The sequence below is a fragment of the Pseudomonas serbica genome, assembly GCF_028823535.1.
In the GTDB taxonomy this organism is placed as follows: Bacteria; Pseudomonadota; Gammaproteobacteria; order Pseudomonadales; family Pseudomonadaceae; genus Aquipseudomonas; species Aquipseudomonas serbica.
In genome coordinates this window covers 24,842-40,806 of the sequence record NZ_JAQIYM010000005.1, presented here as the reverse complement: position 1 = coordinate 40,806, position 15,965 = coordinate 24,842, and the positions used below count along the sequence as shown (strand labels likewise).

Here is a 15,965-nt window from a genome sequence, read left to right as displayed (position 1 = left end):
CGATGCTCGTGGTGGTGCGGTCGATCACGGTCAGGCCCTGGCGGGTGGCCTGGTCGGCATCGCGCGCCGCTTGTGCCGCCTGGGCGGCGCTGCGGGCGACGTCCTGGGCGGTGGCACTCATTTCGTGGGAGGCGGTCGCGACCTGGTCCACCTGGCGGTATTGTTGCTCCATGCCAGCGCTGGTCTGGGTGGCGATGGCGGACGACTGGTCCGCCGTGCCGCGGGCGTCCTGCACCGAGCGTTTGACCTCGGCGATGATCGGTTGCAGCTTGTCGAGGAAACGGTTGAACCAGCCCGCCAGTTGGCCCAGCTCATCCTGTTTGTCATAGGCCAGGCGGCGGGTCAGGTCACCTTCGCCGCTGGCGATGTCCTGGAGCATGTGCGCCACGCCGAGGATCGGTCGGGTCACGCTGCGCGCCATCAACCACACCAGCAGCAAGCCAAGCAGCGCGGCAAGGATGCCCAGGCCGAGTTCGGTCAGGGTGCCGGTGGTGTTGCTGTCATCCAGTTGTTTCTTCAGGGCCTCGGCCGGGCCGACCAGGACTTGTTCCGGCACGTCGAGTAACACGCCCCAGGCTTTGCCGCCGGGGATCGGCTGGAACGGCGCCAGCACTTTCAATTGCTGATGGCTGTGCAGGCTGGAAGTCTTGCTGCTGGCGGCGAGCATGCGCATCAGCTCGGCGCCGGTATCGGTGTCCACGGCTTCCAGGCGCTGGCTGAGTTTGCTGGCGTCCAGGCTGTAACCGGCGAGCAGGCCGGCCGGGCTGACGATACTGACGTTGGTCTGGCCGTCATACAGTTTTTTGCTCGCGCCCTGGCTGATCGCCTGCAGGCTGTTGAGATTGATGTCCACCGACAGCGAAGCGATGACCTTGCCGTTGACCATCAACGGGAAAACGATGCTGGTCATCAGCACGTTCTGGCCGTCGATCACATAGAAGTAGGGTTCGATCACGCAGGGCGTGAGGCGTGCGCGCGGGCAGGTGAACCAGGCGTTGGCCGGTTCGCCGCTGGGGCCGGTGCTGGTGTCGGCCATGTCACTTTCGGGCAGCGCCATGGAGGTCACCTTGCCCGGGGTCGGCTGCGACCAATAGAGGGCGAAACGGCCCTTGTCGTTGCTCCCAAGTTCGGCCTGGCCGCTGAACAGTTCGTCCTTGCCGTCCAGTGCATTGGGCTCGAACACCAGGGACAGGCCGAGCAGGTCGGGGTTGGCTTGCAGGGCCGATTTCACCTGGCGGGTCAGGTCTTCGCGCAGGTCGAAGGCATCGAGGAAGCGTTTTTCCGCCTGCTCGCGCAGAAACAACACCTGGCGCGAAAAACCGTGGCCATATTGATAGGCGTCCATGAACTGCTGGCGAATCATCAGCGCCTGGTTTTCAGCCTGCGACTCGATTCGCGCCTGGGCCGCTTCGGTCAGCATCTCCATGCTCGAGGTTTTCACCAGCGCGGAGCTGTGCTCCATGCGATACAGCGAAAGACCCACCAGCAGGGTCACGATGGCCGCCAGGCACAACCCGGCCAACAGGGTGATTTTCCATTGAATGGAAAGTTGTCTGAGCGACATGGAGGCGTCCTTATTCGATAAATATCTGCGACTTTGCTCTGTAACGGCCGTGATCGGGCTTTCTTTATGCCGCCCAAAAAATATCGAACCGGGGGTGTTGGCTTTGACAAGGCGGCAGCCGTCCGGCAAAGTGCGCGCCCTCTAATAAAACCCATTTCTTTATCCGTTGGCGGCTCCCGCAGACTGCCGGCCGGACTCTTTTCGCTTGCCCAGAGGTAACGACAATGAATGCAGTAATTGCCGCGGTCGGCATCATGCTGATACTCAGCCTGTCCCGCGTGCATGTGGTGATCGCGCTGATCGTAGGGGCGCTGGTGGGTGGCCTGACCGGTGGCCTTGGCATCGACGCGACCCTCAAGGCGTTCAACAGCGGCCTGGGCGGTGGGGCGACGGTGGCGTTGTCCTATGCGTTGCTTGGCGCGTTTGCGGTGGCGATTGCCAAGTCCGGCCTGGCCCATGCCTTGGCCGACAAGGCCCTGGCGATGGTCGATCGCCAGCATGCCAATGGCGGTGGCCAGGTCAAATGGTTGCTGATCGGCCTGTTGTGGGTCGTGGCCATCGCGTCCCAGAACATCCTGCCGATCCATATCGCGTTCATTCCGTTGCTGGTGCCGCCGCTTCTGTATGTGTTGACCAAGCTGCAGCTCGATCGCCGGCTGATCGCCTGCGTCATGACCTTCGGCCTGATCACCCCATACATGTTCCTGCCGGTGGGCTTCGGCAACATCTTCCTGAATGAAATCCTGCTGGCCAACGTCGCCCGCAGCGGCGTCGATATCAGCGGCATCAACGTGACTCACGCCATGGGTATCCCGGCACTGGGCATGGCAGTCGGCCTGTTGATCGCGTTTGTCAGTTACCGCAAGAAGCGCGTCTACGACCTGGCGAAGATTGAACAGGTCGAGCAGGTCGCGGTGCAGTACAACCCGCTGAGCCTGCTGGTTGCCGGCGTGGCCATTGCCGCGGCGTTCATCATTCAGCTGCTGCTGGATTCGATGATCATCGGCGCGTTGGTAGGTTTCCTGATTTTTTCGGTGTCGGGCATCGTCAAGTGGCGGGACACCGATGACCTGTTCACCGAAGGCATGAAGATGATGGCAATGATCGGTTTCATCATGATCGCCGCGTCCGGCTTTGGCGAAGTGATCAAGGCCACCGGCCAAGTGCAGACGCTGGTCGAAGCCTCCGCCGCGTGGATCGGCCACAGCAAAGCCGTTGGCGCCTTGTTGATGTTGCTGGTCGGGCTGTTGGTGACCATGGGTATCGGTTCGTCGTTTTCCACCGTGCCGATCCTGGCGGTGATTTTCGTACCCCTGTGCGTGCAGCTGGGTTTCAGTCCGATCGCCATCGTCAGCATCGTCGGTACCGCGGGTGCATTGGGCGACGCCGGTTCGCCGGCTTCGGATTCAACCCTGGGGCCGACCTCTGGCCTGAACATCGACGGTCAGCATCACCACATCTGGGACACCGTGGTCCCGACCTTCCTGCACTACAACCTGCCGTTGCTGGTGTTTGGCTGGATAGCGGCGATGGTGCTCTGACTTCACAGACCTTAGCGATGGCGGCGTAACGGCCACCGTCGCATCGCCAGCAAGCCGGCTCCTACAGGTCCCAATAGGGGACTTCGCCAAAACATTCGACAAAAAAGTCGATCACCGTCCTGACCTTCACCGACAGGCGCCGACTGCCCGGCCAGAGCACGGCGATCTGTTGCGGCTCGAGGCTGTTGGACACCTGATAGTCGCCCAGCACCGGGACCAGCGTGCCGTTGCGCACCGCTTCGCCGATCAACCACGACGGAAACATCACCAGTCCCAGGCCCTGCTCGGCGGCCTGGGTCAGGCTGTCGGCGTGGTTGCCGGTGATCGGCCCTTTCACCGACCAGGGTGTCCATGGCAGCTGGCCTTTGCGGAAAAACCAGCGCTGCAGGCCCGCCACCCCTTTGTAGGCCAGGCACTGATGCGCGGCGAGATCGTCGGGATGTTGTGGTGTGCCGTGGCGTTGCAGGTACGCCGGGCTCGCCGCGACCTGAAAGCGCTGGGGCGCGAGGATCCGCCCCTGCATGCTGGAGTCATGCATTGGGCCAATGCGAAACAGCAGGTCGGCGCCTTCCTGCAAGGGAGAGACGTAGCTGTCGGTCTGTTGGATGTCCAGCTGCAGTTTTGGATAGCGCGCGCACAACTGTCCCAGCCATGGGGACAGGTGCCGCTGGCCGAACACCACTGGCGCGTTGATCCGCACCAGTCCGCTGGGCTCGCTTTGCTGTTCCTGCAGCGCCTGTTCGGCTTCCTCCAGTTGCACCAGCACCAATCGCGCGTGTTCACCCAGCAGTCGTCCGGCCTCGGTGGGCGTGACGGCGCGCGTGTGGCGGTATAGCAACTGTTGGCCCAGGGCCTGTTCCATCAACTGGATCTGGCGGGAAATCGAAGAGGGCGCCAGGCCCTCGCGGCGGGCGACTTCGGAAAAGCTGCCGTGATCGAGCACCGCGACAAACAGCCGAAGTGCCTTGAATCCCAGTTCGTTGAGGCCTTGCATGTTGAATCCTGCTGTGCGATTTACGCAAAAGTGTTGTCTGGATGCTCCCATTTATCGCACAGCCATGCCAATCGATAATGCGCGCCATGTTTTCTCGAATGGAGTTTTATCGTGCGCGTTTCCTCACTCGACAATGACGGTGCTGCAGCGGCACCGGGCAGCCGGCCGGGGCTGCGGCTGTTGCTGCTGCCCCTGGTAGTCCTGGCAGGCATGGGACTGTCCGTGGAGGCCGGTTTGCTGGGGCCGTTGGGCGTTGAGGTCGGTCACCTGTGGGCGACCTTGAGCATTTTTGGCGTCGGCTCGGCGATTCTGTTTTTCCTGTTGCTGCTCAGCGGCCCGCAACAGGGCCCGGCCCTGGGCGAATTACCGCGCTGGCAGTTGATCGGTGGTTTTCTTGGGCCTGTCTACGTGGTGGTGCTGACGCTGGCAACTCCGCACATCGGTATTGCGATGACCATGATTGCCATTCTGTCCGGGCAGGTCGGAAAAAGTGTGCTGATCGACCATTTCGGCTGGTTTGGCACCACCCGCAAGAAGGTCAACGCTGAGCGCTGGCTGGCTTTGCTGCTGATTGTCGCGGCACTTGTCCTGATAGCACGGGGTTGATGATGAGTCTGATTATTTTGTTGGCGGTGGTCGTGGCGGCCGGGGCGATCCTGAGTGTGCAGGCGGCGATCAACGGGCGCCTGGGAGAAACGGTCGGTGTGTTGCGCAGCAGTTTGCTGACCTTCGTGGTGGGCACGGTGCTGACGGGGTTGCTGATCGTGTTTTTTGAACCGGCCCATGCGGTGAGCTTGGTGGACGTGCCGAAGTGGCAACTCAGCGGGGCGCTGTTTGGCGTGGTCTACATGATGGTCATGGTCGGTGCGGTACCGCGGGTGGGCACGGCGGTGGCGACCGTGGCGGTCATCGTCGGGCAACTGGGGATGGGCATGCTGATCGATAACTTTGGCTGGCTGGGCAATCCGCCAATCGAGTTGTCGGGCAGCCGGGTGTTGGCGATGGTGCTGCTGGGATTGGCCCTGGTGTTCATGTATCGCAGCAGCAGTCGGGTCACGGGTTGAACGGTCAAATGGACGCGTCCTCAACTCCTACACTGGTACAACGGGCTGCTCATCCAGCCCGCCGACGACCACTGCCAAAGGAGTCAGCGCCATGACCGATGACAAAAGCACCTGTGACTGTCCGAAATGCAACTGCAAGCTCGGTGAACATCCGATCGTGCGTCACGGCAAGCATTACTGCTGTGAAGCCTGTGCCAAGCACCACGAGCACGGCGAAGAGTGCGCCCATCAAGGCTGCAAGTGCGCCCACTGACACTTGCAGCACCGGAGCGTGGAGCCTAGTCAGGCTCCACTTCCAGTTTAAGGCTGTCGTCGTCCAGCCGTTCGCAATGGCGCACGGTGCCGGCCAGGCGTCGCCCTTCGACCCTCACCACCACTGTCTTGGCCTGCTCCAGGTCTTCCGGCAATGGCGCTGGAATGCGTATCGCGAAGCGCATCGGATCGTCTTCGACCTGTTCCAGGCCGACCCGGCATTCGGTGCTTTTGGTGATGCGCCCGAACAACGTATCCAGACCGTAGTCCAGATGTGCAGGGCTGCTGACGAGTGTCATTTGCTGCTCCCCCAATCCTGATCGATGCCGGGCTAACCGGCCGGCCGCCACTTGACGTTTTCCACGCCGAATTTTTCCGCCATCGGTTTGCTGGTCTTCTGCACTTTTTCGCGGCCGAAGCGAGGGATACGTCCGACCCCCGCGTCGCAGCTTGCCCAATGCCATGCCTCCGCGTTGTCCATTTTGTCCAGACGGATGATGAACGACTTGGGGACGCCATGAAGAGTGTATTCAATGACGAACAGTTTTGCGTTGTTCATAGAGCCTTTGTTCCTCCCTGTTGTAATAGAGGGATCGTTGGGCGTTGGGAAAATTCATTCGGATTGGCGGACGGTGAATGCCATGACGCGGTCGCGAGCAGGCTCACTCCCACAGGGTAGGTGGCGGCTCTGCTAGAATCGGCCCCATTGACCCAATGAGGTGCCCCATGAGCGAGCCGATCCGCCTGACCCAATACAGCCATGGCGCTGGTTGCGGTTGCAAGATTTCCCCCCAGGTGCTGGAAGTGATTCTGGCCGGCAGCGGTGCGCAGAATCTTGATCCGAAATTGTGGGTGGGCAATGCCTCGCGCGACGATGCGGCGGTGTATGCCATCGATGCCGAGCGTGGCGTGGTGTCGACCACCGACTTTTTCATGCCGATCGTCGACGACCCTTTCGATTTCGGCCGTATTGCCGCCACCAATGCCATCAGCGACATCTACGCCATGGGCGGCGATCCCTTGATGGCGATCGCCATCCTCGGCTGGCCGGTCAACGTGCTGGCGCCTGAGATCGCCCGTGAAGTGATTCGTGGTGGGCGCGCGGTGTGTGACGAGGCGGGGATACCCCTGGCCGGCGGGCACTCGATCGACGCGCCGGAGCCGATCTTCGGCCTGGCCGTCACCGGGCTTGTAGAAAAGCGCCACATGAAGCGCAACGATACGGCCACGGCCGGCTGCCTGTTGTACCTGACCAAGCCTTTGGGTATCGGCGTCCTCACCACGGCCGAGAAGAAAGGCAAATTGCGCAACGCCGATGTAGGGCTGGCCCGGGACTGGATGTGCACCCTGAACAAACCCGGCAGCCGATTCGGCAAGCTTGCGGGCGTGACGGCGATGACCGATGTCACTGGTTTCGGCCTGCTCGGGCACCTGGTGGAAATGGCCGATGGCAGCGGCCTCACCGCGCGCATCGAGTATGACCGGGTACCGCGCCTGCCGGGCGTCGAGTATTACCTGGACCAGGGCTGCGTGCCGGGCGGCACTCTGCGCAATTACGACAGCTACGCCAGCAAGATCGGGCGTCTGCAGGAGCTGCATAAACGTGTGTTGTGCGACCCGCAAACCAGCGGTGGCCTGCTGATCGCCGTTACGCCCGAGGGTAACGCCGGGTTTCTCGCGGTCGCTGCAGAACTTGGGTTGGAGCTGGCGCCGATCGGCGAACTGGTGGAGCGACAGAGCTACGCGGTCGAGGTGTCCTGATGTCTGTCGACTGCACCGATTACCGCGACATTTTTCTCAACGATCGGCCCATGATGGATGCGCGTGCGCCGGTCGAGTTTCTCAAGGGCTCGTTCCCCGGCGTGGTCAACCTGCCGCTGATGAACGATCTGGAACGGCAACGCATTGGCACCTGTTACAAGCAACACGGCCAGCAGGCAGCGATCGAACTGGGCCATCAATTGGTGTCCGGCGCCATCAAGGCCGAGCGCATTCAGGCCTGGGCGGATTTTGCCCGGGCCCATCCTGAAGGTCTTTTGTATTGCTTTCGTGGCGGCCTGCGCTCGCAAATCGTCCAGCAATGGCTCAAGGACGAGGCAGGCATCGACTATCCGCGGGTGGGCGGCGGCTACAAGGCCATGCGTACCTTCCTGCTGGAAACGATGGACCAGGCCGTCGCCCAGTGCGATTTCGTTTTATTGGGTGGCATGACCGGCACCGGTAAAACCGACGTGCTCACACAGCTGGACAACGGGCTGGACCTTGAGGGGCATGCCAACCATCGGGGTTCCAGTTTCGGCAAGCGCGTCACCGGTCAGCCATCCAACATCGACTTTGAAAACGGCCTGGCCGTGGACGTGTTGAAAAAACGCGCCGGCGGTATCGAACAGTTCGTGCTGGAAGACGAGAGCCGCGCGGTCGGCAGTTGCGCGCTGCCACTGCCCCTGTACCAGGGCATGCAGCAGTTTCCGATGGTCTGGCTCGAAGACAGCCTGCACGGGCGGGTCGAGCGGATTCTGCGCGACTACGTGGTGGATTTGTGTGCCGAGTTCATCGGTGCCCATGGCGAGGAAGGCTTTGCGCTGTTTTCCGAGCGTTTGCTGGCGAGCCTGAACAATGTGCGCAAGCGCCTGGGCGGTGAGCGGCACCAGCGGATGCTGATCCTGATGGAAGACGCGCTGGCCGAGCAGGCGCGCAGTGGTGCGGTGGATCTGCACCGGGCCTGGATCGAAGGGCTGCTGGTTGAGTATTACGACCCGATGTACGCCTTTCAGCGGGAGAAGAAGGGCGCGCGGATCGAGTTTGCGGGGGAGTGTGGGGCGGTGTTGGAGTACCTGCGCGAGCGGGGCGGTCGGCGCCGGTGAGGGTGGTTTAGCCGGCCCCTTCGCGAGCAAGCCCGCTCCCACAGTAGATCTTCAGTGCACACAAATTTTGTGTACGAGGAGATTCACTGGGGGAGCGGGCTTGCTCGCGAAGGGGACCGGTGAGGCACAACAAGACTCAAGGCTCCACTCAAGTCGGGCAAGTCTGCTGCCCGTTGTCCAGCCCCTGTTTGTAGCTGTGGCTCTGCAGGCTGGCCTTGCCGTTGTGCCAGGTCAGGGTCAGCACATACAGCGAGTCGTAGTCACTGGATTCCCAATCTTCGCTGATCTTCTGTTTCGAGCCAACGGCTTCACCGGCGACCTTGTTGATCAGTTCCGGTAGATAGCCGTGGGACCAGGCGGTGTAGATGACCGAGTTGTGGTACTTGTCGTGGAGCAGTTCTTCGGCCAGGTCGCTGGTGTCGTTGGCCGAGAAGTTGATGTTCACCGGCAAACCGAGCTTGATCGCGCTGGGGCTGATGGTCATCAAGGGGCGGATGTAGCTGTAGGAGTTGTCCAGTTCGCCTTCCTCGACATTGCGCGTCGGGTTGGCGGCAAACACGTAGTCGGCCTTGCCGAATTTTTCCGGCAGCAGGGTGGCCAGGTCGATGGCGCGGTTCAAGCCCTGGCAATTAAGCTGGCCCAGGCCGCCCTCGGGTTTTTCCGCATGGCGCAGGAACACCAGGGTCTGGGTGCCATCCACCGGCTGGGCGCGGCTTTCGCGGGCCTCCAGCGACAAAAACACCGCGCTGGCCGCCAGCAGGGCGGGCAGGAACAGATACGCACGATGTTTGAAGTGTTGGGCGAATTTCAGCGGATTGATCATGGAATAAAGGGTTCTTCAGCGCATTGGGTTAAGGCTGACAAACCTTTGCACCGCGACTTTCCTGCGTCGGGTGTTTTCCATGTCGTTGGAGCCGGTCCGTTTCAAAGGGATGTCACTCAGAGTCCTCTGAAGCCCATTTGGTTCGATTCCGGCCGGGAGCGCAGCACTTTACCGGTAACCTTGCACGGGTTGGAGCAGAGGTTATCGACAGGATGTTGCGGATTTATGGACACCCTACACTAGCCGGCGCTTAAACGCGCTGTGATCCCGCTTGATCTCGACCATCAGCGATATTCATGGCACCAGGCGCCGCAGCCCGGGTTTTCTCCATTATGATCGGCATTCTCACTTTTCCGTGGATGCCTACATGACCGATTTGTCTGCGTTCCCCATCACCCGAAAATGGCCGGCCCAGTACCCGGAGTGGATTCAGCTGTACTCCTTGCCCACCCCCAATGGCGTCAAGGTGTCGATCATGCTGGAGGAGATCGGCCTGCCCTATGAGCCCCATCGCGTCGGCTTTGACAGCAACGATCAGATGTCCCCCGAGTTCCTGTCGCTGAACCCCAACAACAAGATCCCGGCCATCCTCGATCCCCATGGACCGCACGGCCAGCCGTTGCCGCTGTTCGAATCCGGGGCGATCCTGATCTACCTCGCCGACAAGAGCGGGCAGTTGCTGGCCCAGGACTCGGCAGCGCGCTACGAGACCATTCAGTGGCTGATGTTTCAGATGGGCGGCATCGGCCCGATGTTCGGCCAACTCGGGTTCTTCAACAGGTTTGCCGGCAAGGACTATGAAGACAAGCGTCCGCGTGACCGCTACGTGGAAGAAAGCCGACGCCTGCTCAGTGTCCTCGACCAGCGTCTCGAAGGACGCGACTGGATCATGGGCGAGCGCTATACCATCGCCGATATCGCGACCTTCCCGTGGGTGCGCAACCTGATCGGCTTCTATGAGGCGGGCGATCTGGTGGGTATACAGAACTTCCCCAACGTCACGCGGGTGCTGGAGAAATTCCTCGCGCGGCCTGCGGTGAAACGTGGGCTGGAAATTCCGAAACCAATTGCGAATTAAACCCTTACCTGCAGGAATACCCATGTCCAATCAGTTCCCCGAAACACGCCCCCGCCGTCTGCGCCGCAATGCGAGCCTGCGCAGTCTGTTCCAGGAAACCGAATTCAGCCTGAATGACCTGGTGCTGCCGATTTTCGTCGAGGAAGGCATCGACGACTTCGTACCGATCAAGAGCATGCCCGGGGTGATGCGCATTCCGGAATCGAAGCTGGCGGGGGAGATCGAGCGTTATGCCCGGGCCGGGATCAAGTCGGTGATGACCTTCGGCGTGTCCCACCACCTGGACAGCGATGGCAGCGACACCTGGAACGACAACGGCCTGGTGTCGCGCATGTCACGCATCGCCAAGGACGCGGTGCCGGACATGATCGTCATGTCCGACACCTGTTTCTGTGAGTACACCGACCACGGCCATTGCGGCGTAATGCATAACCACGAGGTGGACAACGACCAGACTCTGCTCAACCTCGGCAAACAGGCGGTGGCCGCCGCCCGTGCCGGCGCTGACGTGATTGCCCCATCGGCCGCCATGGACGGGCAGGTCCAGGCCATTCGCCGGGCGCTCGATGCCGCCGGGTTCACCCAGACGCCGATCATGGCCTATTCGACCAAGTTCGCGTCGGCACTTTATGGTCCGTTCCGCGAAGCCGGTGGCAGTGCGCTCAAGGGCGACCGCAAAAGCTATCAGATGAACCCGATGAATCGCCGTGAGGCGGTGCGTGAGTCGCTGATGGACGAACAGGAAGGCGCCGACGCGCTGATGGTCAAGCCGGCCGGTGCGTACCTGGACATCATCCGCGACATTCGCGAAGTCTCGCGCCTGCCCTTGTCGGCGTATCAGGTGAGCGGCGAGTACGCGATGATCAAGTTCGCCGCCCAGGCCGGCGCCATCGATGAGGATCGCGTGGTGCGCGAAAGCCTCGGTGCAATCAAGCGCGCAGGGGCCGACCTGATTTTCACCTACTTTGCGATGGACCTGGCATTGGCCGGGATCTGACGAACCCTGTCAGGGCGCGCCAAAATACGGGCGGATGCCGTGATCGCGAAAATACCGTTCGATGACCTTCGGGTCCGAACAGGTTTCGGCGATCGCCACATAGGTATCCGGCCGTAGCAGGTAAAACCCGTTACGACCAAGGCCGGCCGCTTCAAAGGCCGGGCGCCAGTAGAAAACCTGCAGCGGCAGATGGTGCTCGTGGCACCAGGCGATCATCTCGTCGCTGGTGTCGCCATACACATGCACCTGCCAGGTCGGGCATTTGAGCGATTCAAAATTGTCCCCTTCACCGTCATGCGCCCAGGGCAGGCGGTCACCGCCATGCACGTGCCCGGCAATGCCGGTGCTCAAGGGCATGCCGCGATAGTTCAGGGTGATCTGCGACACCGTGCGGAACAGGAACTCGCGGGTCGTTCCAAACGAAGCCATTTTCGGAATCAGCAAGGGCGCCAGTCGCGTGCGCAGCACATCGGCCATGGGCCCTTCGGCGGTGACGAAGGTGAATACCCGATCGGTGGTGGCCACCAGTTTGCGGGCGAAGGCGATGCGTTCGGTTTCGTAGGTGTCGAGCAATTTTGCCTCGGCGCCACCGCTCAGAACCGCAGCGAGTTTCCACGCCAGGTTGATGGCATCGCCAATCCCTGTGTTCATGCCCTGGCCCCCCGCGGGGCTGTGCACGTGGGCGGCGTCGCCCAACAGGAAGGCGCGGGCACTGCGAAAGTGATCGGCAACCCGATGATGCACGCGGTAGGTCGAGAACCAGTTCAGTTGTTCGACCTTGACCTGCATATGTTCGATGGCACGACTGCTCACGTCTTCGAATTGCAGGGTGTGCGCCTGCTCGGCACGTTCGTCGCGCACGGTGCCGATCAAGCGCGCTCGACCGCTGCCGGCCAGCGGGAATACCGCCAGAAAATCCGCCTCGTCCAGATCCACATGCAGTTCGCCATTGAACGCCGGGCCGCTGGCCTGGACGTCGGCGACATAGAACACCTGCTGGTACGTACCGCCGGGAAAGCCGGTGTCCAGAGTCTTGCGTACCATCGAGCGGGCCCCGTCGCAACCGGCCAGGTAGCAGGCCTGGCAGGTTTCCTGTTGACCGTCGGGCAGGCGCAGCGTGGCACTGATGCCGTCAGCGGTTTGCTCAAAACCTTGCAGTTCGGTGTTGCGTTCCACCGTAATGCCGAAGGATTGCAGGCGTTCGATCAGCAGCCGTTCGTGTTCGTCCTGCGGGAAGATTTCGAGGAAGGCGTAGGGTGTCAGGCCCTCGCCGACGCGGTCCAACGGCAAGCGGGCCACGGGCTGGCCTTTTACCCAGAAATTGGCGGCCGCGACCCGATGACCTTTGTGCACGATGGCGTCGGCCAGGCCCAGCTGGCGATACAGTTCCAGCGTGCGCGCCTGCACCGCCAGTGCCCGCGAGGTCGTCCCCGGTGCAGACGTCTTGTCGACGATCCGTACGCGGATCCCCAGTTTGCTCAGCCATAGCGCCAGGACCAGCCCGGTCGGGCCGGCGCCGATGATCAACACATCGCTACGGTGCATGAGCCAGTCCTCTTGCCATGTGCAGCAAGTATGGTCCAGCAAGGGGCAGTGGCCAGGCTGGCCGCTGAATGGAAAGCAGCGTGCGCCGATTTTCGTGGGTACCCGAGGAACAGCCGGGTTGGCGCCATGGTCATAGTCTGCGCCATGCCATTGGTCGTATGGTTAACCCGGTTCAACGAATGCCCTGGAGCACCATGCAAGTCCATCGATTGATCATGAGCATCACTGTGTTGCTGGTGCTGGCGGGTTGCAGCAGTCAGCGGACCCAGGAGCCGGTGACGCGCAAACCCGCTGAGGTCAAGGCGCAGATCGTGCGTCTGCTGCCGGCCAAAACCGTCGACCGCGAGGGGTGGGCCAGGGACATCTATGCCGCGTTTGCCGCGCAGGACATTGCACCGACCACGCAAAATATCTGTGCGGTGCTGGCGGTCACCGAGCAGGAATCGACCTTTCAGGTTGATCCCGGCGTGCCAGGCCTGGGCAAGATCGCCCGGGACGAGATCGATCGCCGAGCGGCCAAGGTACACATCCCGGAGCTGTTGGTCAGCGGTGCGCTGCGGGTGAGTTCACCCAACGGCAAAACCTACAGCGACCGGCTGAATACCGCGCGCAGCGAAAAGGAGCTGAGTGCGATTTTCGATGACTTCATTGGCATGGTGCCCATGGGCAAGACCCTGTTCGCAGGCTTCAACCCGGTGCACACCGGCGGGCCGATGCAAGTCAGCATCGACTTTGCCGAAAAGCAGGCCAAAGGCTATCCGTATCCGGTGGAAGGCTCGATACGACGCGAAGTCTTTACCCGGCGTGGTGGCATGTACTTTGGCATTGCGCATTTGCTCGGCTATCCAGTGAGCTACAAGCAGCCGTTGTATCGCTTCGCCGATTTCAACGCCGGTTGGTACGCCAGTCGCAACGCCGCCTTCCAGAACGCCGTGAGTCGGGCCTCCGGCATCCCGCTGGCGTTGGATGGCGACCTGGTGCGCTACGATTCGATCATGCCCGGCAGCACCGAACTGGCGGTGCGCACCCTTGGCAAGCAACTGGGCCTGCGCAATCCGACCATCAGGGATCAACTGGAGGAGGGCAACACCCTGGAATTCGAGAGCAGCGAGCTCTATCAACGGGTCTTCGCCCTGGCCGAACAGGCCGAAGGTCGTGCGCTGCCACGTGCGGTACTGCCGGGGATCGTGCTGCAAAGCCCGAAAATCACCCGCAAGCTCACCACCGCCTGGTTTGCCAAACGGGTCGACGAGCGTTACCAGCGCTGCATGGCGCGTTGAACGGACCGAGCAAACGGCATGAAAAAACCCGGCTGATCAGGCCGGGTTTTTTCAGGGTGCGGTGAAGCGTTGGATTCAGGCGACGGCATTGCCTTGCAGGCGGTCGGAGCCATCAGCGGCGACGGTGTTGCCTTGCAGGCGGTCGGAGCCATCAGCGGCGACGGTGTTGCCTTGCAGGCGGTCGGAGCCATCGGCGGCGACGGTGTTGCCTTGCAGGCGGTCGGAGCCATCGGCGGCGACGGCGTTGCCTTGCAGGCGGTCGGAGCCATCGGCAGCGACGGTGTTGCCTTGCAGGCGGTCGGAGCCATCGGCAGCGACGGTGTTGCCTTGCAGGCGGTCGGAGCCATCGGCGGCGACGCGATTTTCGATCAGGCGGTCCGAACCACCCTCAGCCACTCGGCTTTCAATCAGACGATCCGAGCCACCTTCAGCCACGACAGGCGCAGAAGAGGTAGCGGCAAAAGCGTTAACTGCAAAAACCGAGAAAGCGATGCTGAGGAGAGTTTGGCGTTTCATGATCGTGTACTCCGGGGTGTTGTGGGTTGGTATGAGCCAATGTTACGCCGCGGATTTTTTAAGAGAACTTCATTGACGTGATGGTGAACATCGACGGTATTGATAGAGGCGGCGAGAAACCCTTTGTGGGCTTGATGTTACAGTCGTCGGACGGCCAAGGCGTGGTCGTTGGCGCCTTCTACACTGGATAGCGGGTGCTGATCGCGGCCAACCAGGAGGCGTGCATGTATCAACTCTACGGACATCAGAACTCAGGCGCGGCGGCGATCGAGGCCGCGCTGGAGCTGTGCGAGATTGCCTATCGCTTCATCGATGTCGAGACCTCCCCGGAGGCTGCCCAGGCATTGGAGAAGCTCAATCCGCTCAAGCAGATTCCGACGCTGCAGCTGCCCGACGGCGGCGTCCTCACCGAGAGCGCGGCGATCCTGATTCATCTCGGGCTGACGTTTCCCCGGTCGAACCTGTTGCCGGCCGACCCTGCCGACCGTGACCAGGCCATTCGTGGCCTGGCGTTCATCGTCAGCAATTGTTATGCGGCCATCGGCATCATCGATTACCCCGAACGCTGGCTGGCCGAGGCGGATGAATCGTCGCGGCAAAACCTCATGGCCGGCGCCCGGCAGCGACTGCATTGGAGTTGGGAAGTGTTTGCCGACCAGTTTTCCGCCGAGTTGTACCTGGGGGACGAGACGCCAGGGGCGCTGGATGTGCTGGCGGCGGTGGTCTCGCGGTGGTCGGGCAGTCGCGAGCACTTGCGCCGGACCCGCCCGGGTTTTTCCACCTGGCTGGAACGGATTGACCGGCATCCGACATTGGCGCCGGTGTTTGCCAGGCATTGGCCTGCGTAACCCTATCAACTCCCCCTGTAGGAGCGAGCAGGCTCGCTCCTGCAGAGAGCTCATTATTCGCCGCGAATATACTGTTCCAGCTGGCGAATCAGCTCGGCCTGTTCGGCGATGGCTTCCTTGACCAGGTCGCCGATCGACAGCAGGCCTATCAATTTGCCGTTTTCCACCACTGGCAGGTGGCGCAGGCGTTTGTCGGACATGATGCCCAGACAGGTGTCGACGGTTTGATGGGTGTCGACGGTAATGACCGGCGATACCATGATGTCGCGTACCGGTGTACCCACGGAGGAGCGGCCATGCAGCACCAGTTTGCGCGCGTAGTCGCGTTCGCTGATGATGCCCAGCACCTCGTCATTGTCCACCACCAGCAAGGCACCGACGTTTTTTTCAGCCATCTTCATCAGCGCTTCGAGCACCATGTGATCGGGTTTGATCTGGTGCACTTCCTGGTTCTTCTGATCTTTCAACTTGAGCAGTTGCGCGACGGTTTTCATGGCGGTTTCCCGGGGTGTTGTCGTTGTCCTTGAAGGATCGTAGACACGAGCGTTCAGGGCAAGGGCGAATGCGGCAGATAGCATGCAAAAAACGTCATTTGCCGG

At 61.6% G+C, this 15,965-nt stretch carries 17 protein-coding genes and 1 pseudogene; 10 read left to right on the top strand and 8 right to left on the bottom strand.

Annotated features, from left to right (window positions below):
- Nucleotides 1-274 precede the first annotated feature (274 nt).
- Nucleotides 275-1,345: pseudogene (locus NQL71_RS36760) on the bottom strand (methyl-accepting chemotaxis protein); the annotation flags it as partial.
- Nucleotides 1,346-1,788: 443 nt separating this feature from the next.
- On the opposite strand from NQL71_RS36760, the gene NQL71_RS09255 reads away from it, so the two are divergent.
- On the top strand, nucleotides 1,789-3,105 hold the full coding sequence (locus tag NQL71_RS09255) for a Na+/H+ antiporter family protein (RefSeq protein ID WP_046819544.1): 1,317 nt from the start codon (nucleotides 1,789-1,791) through the stop codon (nucleotides 3,103-3,105).
- A 61-nt stretch (nucleotides 3,106-3,166) separates the two neighbouring features.
- Here NQL71_RS09255 and NQL71_RS09250 read toward each other — a convergent pair whose 3' ends face one another.
- On the bottom strand, nucleotides 3,167-4,099 hold the full coding sequence (locus NQL71_RS09250) for a LysR family transcriptional regulator (protein WP_046819545.1): 933 nt from the start codon (nucleotides 4,097-4,099) through the stop codon (nucleotides 3,167-3,169).
- 111 nt (nucleotides 4,100-4,210) lie between these two features.
- On the opposite strand from NQL71_RS09250, the gene NQL71_RS09245 reads away from it, so the two are divergent.
- From NQL71_RS09245 to NQL71_RS09235, 3 genes are all read left to right on the top strand, one after another.
- Nucleotides 4,211-4,705 (top strand): DMT family transporter, encoded by a 495-nt coding sequence (locus tag NQL71_RS09245; protein WP_274642549.1) that lies wholly within the window; start codon nucleotides 4,211-4,213, stop codon nucleotides 4,703-4,705.
- The gene (locus tag NQL71_RS09240; RefSeq protein ID WP_178134279.1) at nucleotides 4,705-5,163 is read left to right on the top strand and encodes a DMT family transporter; all 459 of its coding nucleotides are present in this window, start codon (nucleotides 4,705-4,707) and stop codon (nucleotides 5,161-5,163) included. The genes NQL71_RS09245 and NQL71_RS09240 overlap by 1 nt, the downstream gene beginning before the upstream one ends.
- A 91-nt stretch (nucleotides 5,164-5,254) precedes the next feature.
- Nucleotides 5,255-5,416, top strand: coding sequence for a metallothionein (locus tag NQL71_RS09235; RefSeq protein WP_046819548.1), 162 nt, complete (start codon nucleotides 5,255-5,257; stop codon nucleotides 5,414-5,416).
- 25 nt (nucleotides 5,417-5,441) lie between these two features.
- On the opposite strand, the gene NQL71_RS09230 is transcribed toward NQL71_RS09235, so the two are convergent.
- Both NQL71_RS09230 and NQL71_RS09225 read right to left on the bottom strand, forming a co-directional pair.
- Nucleotides 5,442-5,714, bottom strand: a complete 273-nt coding sequence (locus NQL71_RS09230; protein WP_046819549.1) for a hypothetical protein — start codon at nucleotides 5,712-5,714, stop codon at nucleotides 5,442-5,444.
- A gap of 32 nt (nucleotides 5,715-5,746) precedes the next feature.
- Nucleotides 5,747-5,974 carry a DUF6555 family protein gene (locus tag NQL71_RS09225; protein ID WP_020799440.1) on the bottom strand — a complete coding sequence of 76 codons (228 nt, stop codon included), beginning with the start codon at nucleotides 5,972-5,974 and terminating at the stop codon, nucleotides 5,747-5,749.
- A gap of 167 nt (nucleotides 5,975-6,141) precedes the next feature.
- On the opposite strand from NQL71_RS09225, the gene selD reads away from it, so the two are divergent.
- Nucleotides 6,142-7,176, top strand: coding sequence for a selenide, water dikinase SelD (selD, locus tag NQL71_RS09220; RefSeq protein ID WP_248687928.1), 1,035 nt, complete (start codon nucleotides 6,142-6,144; stop codon nucleotides 7,174-7,176).
- Nucleotides 7,176-8,279 carry a tRNA 2-selenouridine(34) synthase MnmH gene (gene mnmH, locus NQL71_RS09215; RefSeq protein WP_274642548.1) on the top strand — a complete coding sequence of 368 codons (1,104 nt, stop codon included), beginning with the start codon at nucleotides 7,176-7,178 and terminating at the stop codon, nucleotides 8,277-8,279. Before selD ends, mnmH begins: the two co-directional genes overlap by 1 nt.
- A 148-nt stretch (nucleotides 8,280-8,427) precedes the next feature.
- Here mnmH and NQL71_RS09210 read toward each other — a convergent pair whose 3' ends face one another.
- Nucleotides 8,428-9,102 carry a hypothetical protein gene (locus NQL71_RS09210; RefSeq protein ID WP_046819552.1) on the bottom strand — a complete coding sequence of 225 codons (675 nt, stop codon included), beginning with the start codon at nucleotides 9,100-9,102 and terminating at the stop codon, nucleotides 8,428-8,430.
- 367 nt (nucleotides 9,103-9,469) lie between these two features.
- Between NQL71_RS09210 and NQL71_RS09205 the strand changes: the two genes are divergently transcribed.
- The gene (locus NQL71_RS09205) at nucleotides 9,470-10,180 is read left to right on the top strand and encodes a glutathione binding-like protein (RefSeq protein ID WP_248687929.1); all 711 of its coding nucleotides are present in this window, start codon (nucleotides 9,470-9,472) and stop codon (nucleotides 10,178-10,180) included.
- A 22-nt stretch (nucleotides 10,181-10,202) separates the two neighbouring features.
- Nucleotides 10,203-11,177, top strand: a complete 975-nt coding sequence (gene hemB / locus NQL71_RS09200) for a porphobilinogen synthase (protein ID WP_046819554.1) — start codon at nucleotides 10,203-10,205, stop codon at nucleotides 11,175-11,177.
- Nucleotides 11,178-11,186: 9 nt separating this feature from the next.
- Here hemB and NQL71_RS09195 read toward each other — a convergent pair whose 3' ends face one another.
- On the bottom strand, nucleotides 11,187-12,722 hold the full coding sequence (locus NQL71_RS09195; protein WP_274642547.1) for an FAD-dependent oxidoreductase: 1,536 nt from the start codon (nucleotides 12,720-12,722) through the stop codon (nucleotides 11,187-11,189).
- Between the two features lie 194 nt (nucleotides 12,723-12,916).
- Between NQL71_RS09195 and NQL71_RS09190 the strand changes: the two genes are divergently transcribed.
- Complete coding sequence (locus tag NQL71_RS09190) at nucleotides 12,917-14,002, top strand: DUF1615 domain-containing protein (RefSeq protein WP_046819556.1); 1,086 nt, start codon at nucleotides 12,917-12,919, stop codon at nucleotides 14,000-14,002.
- A gap of 75 nt (nucleotides 14,003-14,077) precedes the next feature.
- Here NQL71_RS09190 and NQL71_RS09185 read toward each other — a convergent pair whose 3' ends face one another.
- Nucleotides 14,078-14,518 carry a hypothetical protein gene (locus NQL71_RS09185; protein WP_274642546.1) on the bottom strand — a complete coding sequence of 147 codons (441 nt, stop codon included), beginning with the start codon at nucleotides 14,516-14,518 and terminating at the stop codon, nucleotides 14,078-14,080.
- A gap of 224 nt (nucleotides 14,519-14,742) precedes the next feature.
- On the opposite strand from NQL71_RS09185, the gene NQL71_RS09180 reads away from it, so the two are divergent.
- Nucleotides 14,743-15,366 carry a glutathione S-transferase N-terminal domain-containing protein gene (locus NQL71_RS09180; RefSeq protein WP_046819579.1) on the top strand — a complete coding sequence of 208 codons (624 nt, stop codon included), beginning with the start codon at nucleotides 14,743-14,745 and terminating at the stop codon, nucleotides 15,364-15,366.
- A gap of 53 nt (nucleotides 15,367-15,419) precedes the next feature.
- Here the strand turns inward: NQL71_RS09180 and NQL71_RS09175 are convergent, their stop codons facing one another.
- The gene (locus NQL71_RS09175; RefSeq protein WP_008021710.1) at nucleotides 15,420-15,860 is read right to left on the bottom strand and encodes a CBS domain-containing protein; all 441 of its coding nucleotides are present in this window, start codon (nucleotides 15,858-15,860) and stop codon (nucleotides 15,420-15,422) included.
- Nucleotides 15,861-15,965 lie beyond the last annotated feature (105 nt).

What these genes read in the sequence shown, in the direction of transcription:
- NQL71_RS09255 (WP_046819544.1), top strand. Translation starts at nt 1,789, where the DNA reads ATGAATGCAGTAATTGCCGCGGTCGGCATCATGCTGATACTCAGCCTG.
- NQL71_RS09250 (WP_046819545.1), bottom strand. Translation starts at nt 4,099, where the DNA reads ATGCAAGGCCTCAACGAACTGGGATTCAAGGCACTTCGGCTGTTTGTC.
- NQL71_RS09240 (WP_178134279.1), top strand. Translation starts at nt 4,705, where the DNA reads ATGATGAGTCTGATTATTTTGTTGGCGGTGGTCGTGGCGGCCGGGGCG.
- NQL71_RS09235 (WP_046819548.1), top strand. Translation starts at nt 5,255, where the DNA reads ATGACCGATGACAAAAGCACCTGTGACTGTCCGAAATGCAACTGCAAG.
- NQL71_RS09230 (WP_046819549.1), bottom strand. Translation starts at nt 5,714, where the DNA reads ATGACACTCGTCAGCAGCCCTGCACATCTGGACTACGGTCTGGATACG.
- NQL71_RS09225 (WP_020799440.1), bottom strand. Translation starts at nt 5,974, where the DNA reads ATGAACAACGCAAAACTGTTCGTCATTGAATACACTCTTCATGGCGTC.
- selD (WP_248687928.1), top strand. Translation starts at nt 6,142, where the DNA reads ATGAGCGAGCCGATCCGCCTGACCCAATACAGCCATGGCGCTGGTTGC.
- mnmH (WP_274642548.1), top strand. Translation starts at nt 7,176, where the DNA reads ATGTCTGTCGACTGCACCGATTACCGCGACATTTTTCTCAACGATCGG.
- NQL71_RS09210 (WP_046819552.1), bottom strand. Translation starts at nt 9,102, where the DNA reads ATGATCAATCCGCTGAAATTCGCCCAACACTTCAAACATCGTGCGTAT.
- NQL71_RS09205 (WP_248687929.1), top strand. Translation starts at nt 9,470, where the DNA reads ATGACCGATTTGTCTGCGTTCCCCATCACCCGAAAATGGCCGGCCCAG.
- hemB (WP_046819554.1), top strand. Translation starts at nt 10,203, where the DNA reads ATGTCCAATCAGTTCCCCGAAACACGCCCCCGCCGTCTGCGCCGCAAT.
- NQL71_RS09195 (WP_274642547.1), bottom strand. Translation starts at nt 12,722, where the DNA reads ATGCACCGTAGCGATGTGTTGATCATCGGCGCCGGCCCGACCGGGCTG.
- NQL71_RS09190 (WP_046819556.1), top strand. Translation starts at nt 12,917, where the DNA reads ATGCAAGTCCATCGATTGATCATGAGCATCACTGTGTTGCTGGTGCTG.
- NQL71_RS09185 (WP_274642546.1), bottom strand. Translation starts at nt 14,518, where the DNA reads ATGAAACGCCAAACTCTCCTCAGCATCGCTTTCTCGGTTTTTGCAGTT.
- NQL71_RS09180 (WP_046819579.1), top strand. Translation starts at nt 14,743, where the DNA reads ATGTATCAACTCTACGGACATCAGAACTCAGGCGCGGCGGCGATCGAG.
- NQL71_RS09175 (WP_008021710.1), bottom strand. Translation starts at nt 15,860, where the DNA reads ATGAAAACCGTCGCGCAACTGCTCAAGTTGAAAGATCAGAAGAACCAG.